The following is a 3,687-nucleotide window of genomic DNA, read 5'->3' on the forward strand; positions in this document are numbered from 1 at the left end:
GGGCGGCCGCCCGTACGTCCCCTCGGCAGTCCCGCGCGTTCATCAGCGCGCGGCCGAACGCGGGATGCAAGGGGAGTCGCCCTACGTGTTCGTCGCTCCCGGAGCGGGGCCGGGCGTTGTCCCCCGGACCTTCGCCGACCTGCGCACCGGGGCGCTGGAGGGGCGGAACTTTCGCTCGCTCCAGGAGTTCGCGGTGGCCTCCGTCGTCGAGGGGCACCACTCGATCCCCGATGTGGCGCGCGTGTTCCGCGTACCCCCCTGGCGGCTCGAGCAGTGGGTGCGCGAAACCGGCCACGCGGTCTGAGCTCGAGGAGCGCGCGACCGCGCGGCCGATGCCCCGTCAGAGGGCCCGGAGCTTTTCCAGCAGCGGTGCGGCGACCTCGTCGACGAAGCGCTGCTGCTGCGCGTCGCCCACCTGCACGATGGCGATGTCGGTGAAGCCGGCGTCGATGAACGGCCGGACGCTCTCGGCGAGTTCGTCGAGATCGGGGCCGCACGCGATCGACTCCGCGACGTCCTCGGGGCGCACGAACTGTGACGCACCGGCGAAGCCCGCCGGCGTCGGCAGGTCGGAGTTGACCGCCCAGCCGCCGGCGAACCACCGGAACTGCTCGTGCGCGCGCGCGATCGCGGCATCCTTGTCGGGGTCCCAGCTGATCGGGATCTGACCGATCTTGCGCGACTGGCCCTCGTGGTGCTCATCCCATCCGCGTACCAGATCCGCCTCCGGCTCGGTGGTGATGAGGTGGTCGCCGAGGGGAGCGAAGCGGGCGATCGAGTGATCGCCCGACACGGCGACGCCGATGGGCACGCCACCCTCGGGCGCGTCCCACACGCGCGCCGAGTCGACCCGGAAGTACTCGCCGTCGTAAGTCACGAGGTCGCCGGTGTGCAGCGCCCGGATGATCTCGATCGCCTCGACGAGCATGTCCTGGCGGGCATGCACCGCGGGCCAGCCGTCGCCGACGACGTGCTCGTTGAGGTTCTCTCCGGAACCGAGACCGAGAGTGAAACGCCCGTCGGAGAGCAGCTGCAGCGTCGCGGCCTTCTGCGCCACCACCGCGGGGTGATACCGGATCGTCGGGCACGTGACGTACGTCATCAACTCGACATCGGTCGTCGCGTGGGCCACCGCGCCGAGCACCGTCCAGGCGTACGGCGCGTGTCCCTGCGAGGTCAGCCAGGGGGAGTAGTGATCGCTCGAGACGAGGAAGTCGTAGCCGGCGTGTTCGGCGCCGACGGCGTAGTCCACGAGCGCGCGGGGCCCGCTCTGCTCGGTCATGAGGGTGTATCCGAAACGAGTCATGTCGTCACGGTAGGAGCGGGAGGTGACGCCGCCCGCGGGGTTGCGCTCCGTCACCGGATACGGCAACGGGCCCGCAGCGCTCGCCGCGGGCCCGTCGCCGATGACTCAGTCCTCGGGAGCGTGGATGACCTTCTCGCCCTCGAACGTGTCGCGTCGCTTCTTGTCGGCATCCCGGCGCGTCTTGGCCAGGCTCGCCACGGTGGCCACGGCGACGGTCGCCGCGATGAACAGCAGCGAGAACCAGATCGGGATCTCGGGCACCCACAGCAACGGCTCACCGCCGTTGATGAAGGGCAGCTCGTTGACGTGCAGCGCGTGGAAGACGAGCTTGACGCCGATGAAGGCGAGGATGACGGCGAGTCCCTGCGACAGGTACACGAGGCGCTCCAGCAGCCCGCCGATGAGGAAGTACAGCTGACGCAGACCCATCAGCGCGAAGGCGTTGGCCGTGAAGACGATGTAGGCCTCGTTGGTCAGACCGTAGATCGCCGGGATCGAGTCGACCGCGAACACGAGGTCGATGAAGCCGATCGCGACGATCACCAGCAGCATGGGGGTGACGAAGCGCTTCCCGTTCTTCTTCACCGTCAGCCTGTCGGCGTTGTACTCCTCGCTGACGGGGAGGACGCGACGGACCAAGCGCATGAACTTGCCGTTGGCCGGGTCGCTCTCACCGTGGGCGAAGGCCTGGCGGTAGGCGAGGAACAGCAGCAGCGCACCGAAGATGTAGAAGATCCACGAGAAGTTCTCGATCAGGGCCGCACCCACCGCGATGAACGCGCCGCGCATGATCAGCGCGATGACGATGCCGACCATCAGGACCTTCTGCTGGTACTTCTTCGGCACCGCGAACCCGGTCATGATCAGGAGGAACACGAAGAGGTTGTCGATCGACAGGGCCTTCTCGGTGAGGTAGCCGGCGAAGTACTCGCCACCGTAGGTCCAGCCGGAGAACACTCCGATGCCCACGCCGAACAGCAGGGCGAGACCGATGTAGAACGCAGACCAGCGGGCGGATTCGCCGATCGAGGGTTCATGCGGTTTGCGGACGTGTGCGAAGAACTCGAACACGAAGAACGCGATCGTGACCGCGATCGTGATGAGCCAGATAAGCGGGGTGACACCCACGCGGGCCTCCAAGGGATGTGGTGTACGTCGAAACACCAAGGTCTCTTCCACTCGCGATGCGAGCCGACGACCCGGGGCCACGATGGCGTGGACCGTATTGACGGGAACGTCGCGTGGGAGTACTCCCCTTGCTGTACTCGATTCTAGGGCACGGTTCGTGCCGGAGGCTCCCCGTCGGCGGGGAACGGCGAGACGCCGTCCCGACGCAGCATGCGCGCCCCTCGTGCGCAACCCCTCGTCCCCGCGTGTTCCGTGCCCGGAGGATTCCAGGACGACATCGATCGAGGAGGACCCCATGGACGATCGCGATGAGACGCAGGACGGCCCCGTGATGGACGGTGCCACCGAGGCGGCCCCCGCGGAGAAGAAAGCGGGCGCGCAGGAGCAGCGGGCCGCCGACGCCGCCGTGAGCGACGACGCAGCCGAAGAGGAGCTGCAGGACGACGTCCGCAGCATCTGGGCCTACGGCGAGGATCGCTGAGACGACGAACCCCGTCCGGAGCCGCGTGGGGGCGTGGCTCGACGGACGGGGCGTCGCGCGCCCCGGAGGGCGGCATCCGCACCGGCGATGCCGGGGCTGGATGTCTTCGACGATACGCCGGATCGCGGAGAAGAGGGCCGTTGTCAGCCGATCCGTAGGCGCCGCCGCACCATCTCGCGGAAACGCCACGTCTGTCGGCGCGCCGCGTGTCGACGCGCCGCGCGACGCAGGACCGCCGCCCACCGATCCCGCACCGCCCGCTCATCGAGCGTGCGCGCCCGATCCACGGCATCCCGCCGCATCCGCGCGAGAACGCGCTCGTCGGTGGTGGTGGCGCGCACGAGCGCCTCGCTGAGGGCCGCGACGTCCCCCGGTGCCACCAGCCAGCCCGTCCGACCGTCGCGGATGAGTTCGCGGGGCCCGTAGGGCACGTCGTAGGCGATCGGCAGGCACCCCGCCGCCATGGCCTCGGCCACGACGAGGGAGAACGCCTCCGAGCGGCTGGTCAGGAGCAGGACGGATGCCGAAGTGAGTGCTGCTCGCGCCGAAGGGTCGAACCCGTGGAATCTCACCGCGCCGTCCGCGCCGGCGAGTGCCTCCAGGGCTCCGCGCCGGGGGCCGTCGCCGTAGACGTCGAGCGTGAGACCCGGTACGCGGACCTCCGCGTCCTGCACCGCTCGGACGGCGTCCTCGACGCGTTTGATCCCCTCCAGGCGCGCGATCATCACCGCGCCGCGGCGCGCAGAGGCGGGGGCGGCGACCGGGGCCACGG

Annotated in this window: 5 protein-coding genes; 2 read left to right on the forward strand and 3 right to left on the reverse strand. The window is 69.5% G+C overall.

The window, feature by feature from the left end:
• Positions 1-304: hypothetical protein (locus FE256_RS17595; protein WP_212743543.1), on the forward strand; the 304-nt coding region annotated here is incomplete at its 5' end.
• A 36-nt stretch (positions 305-340) separates the two neighbouring features.
• Here FE256_RS17595 and FE256_RS17600 read toward each other — a convergent pair.
• A complete protein-coding gene (locus tag FE256_RS17600) occupies positions 341-1,306 on the reverse strand; it encodes an LLM class F420-dependent oxidoreductase (RefSeq protein WP_138178238.1) in 966 nt (321 codons plus the stop codon).
• Between the two features lie 105 nt (positions 1,307-1,411).
• Positions 1,412-2,434 carry a TerC family protein gene (locus tag FE256_RS17605; protein WP_138178244.1) on the reverse strand — a complete coding sequence of 341 codons (1,023 nt, stop codon included), beginning with the start codon at positions 2,432-2,434 and terminating at the stop codon, positions 1,412-1,414.
• A gap of 295 nt (positions 2,435-2,729) precedes the next feature.
• On the opposite strand from FE256_RS17605, the gene FE256_RS17610 reads away from it, so the two are divergent.
• On the forward strand, positions 2,730-2,915 hold the full coding sequence (locus FE256_RS17610; protein WP_138178240.1) for a hypothetical protein: 186 nt from the start codon (positions 2,730-2,732) through the stop codon (positions 2,913-2,915).
• A 143-nt stretch (positions 2,916-3,058) separates the two neighbouring features.
• Here FE256_RS17610 and FE256_RS17615 read toward each other — a convergent pair.
• Positions 3,059-3,687, reverse strand: a 629-nt coding sequence (locus FE256_RS17615; RefSeq protein WP_212743544.1) for a glycosyltransferase, incomplete at its 5' end; no start/stop codon positions are given.

Source organism: Microbacterium sp. 5K110 (assembly GCF_005774735.1).
GTDB lineage: Bacteria > Actinomycetota > Actinomycetes > Actinomycetales > Microbacteriaceae > Microbacterium.

Excerpts from the sequence above, each read along its gene's own strand:
- FE256_RS17600 (WP_138178238.1), bottom strand. The coding sequence starts at position 1,306 with ATGACTCGTTTCGGATACACCCTCATGACCGAGCAGAGCGGGCCCCGC.
- FE256_RS17610 (WP_138178240.1), top strand. The coding sequence starts at position 2,730 with ATGGACGATCGCGATGAGACGCAGGACGGCCCCGTGATGGACGGTGCC.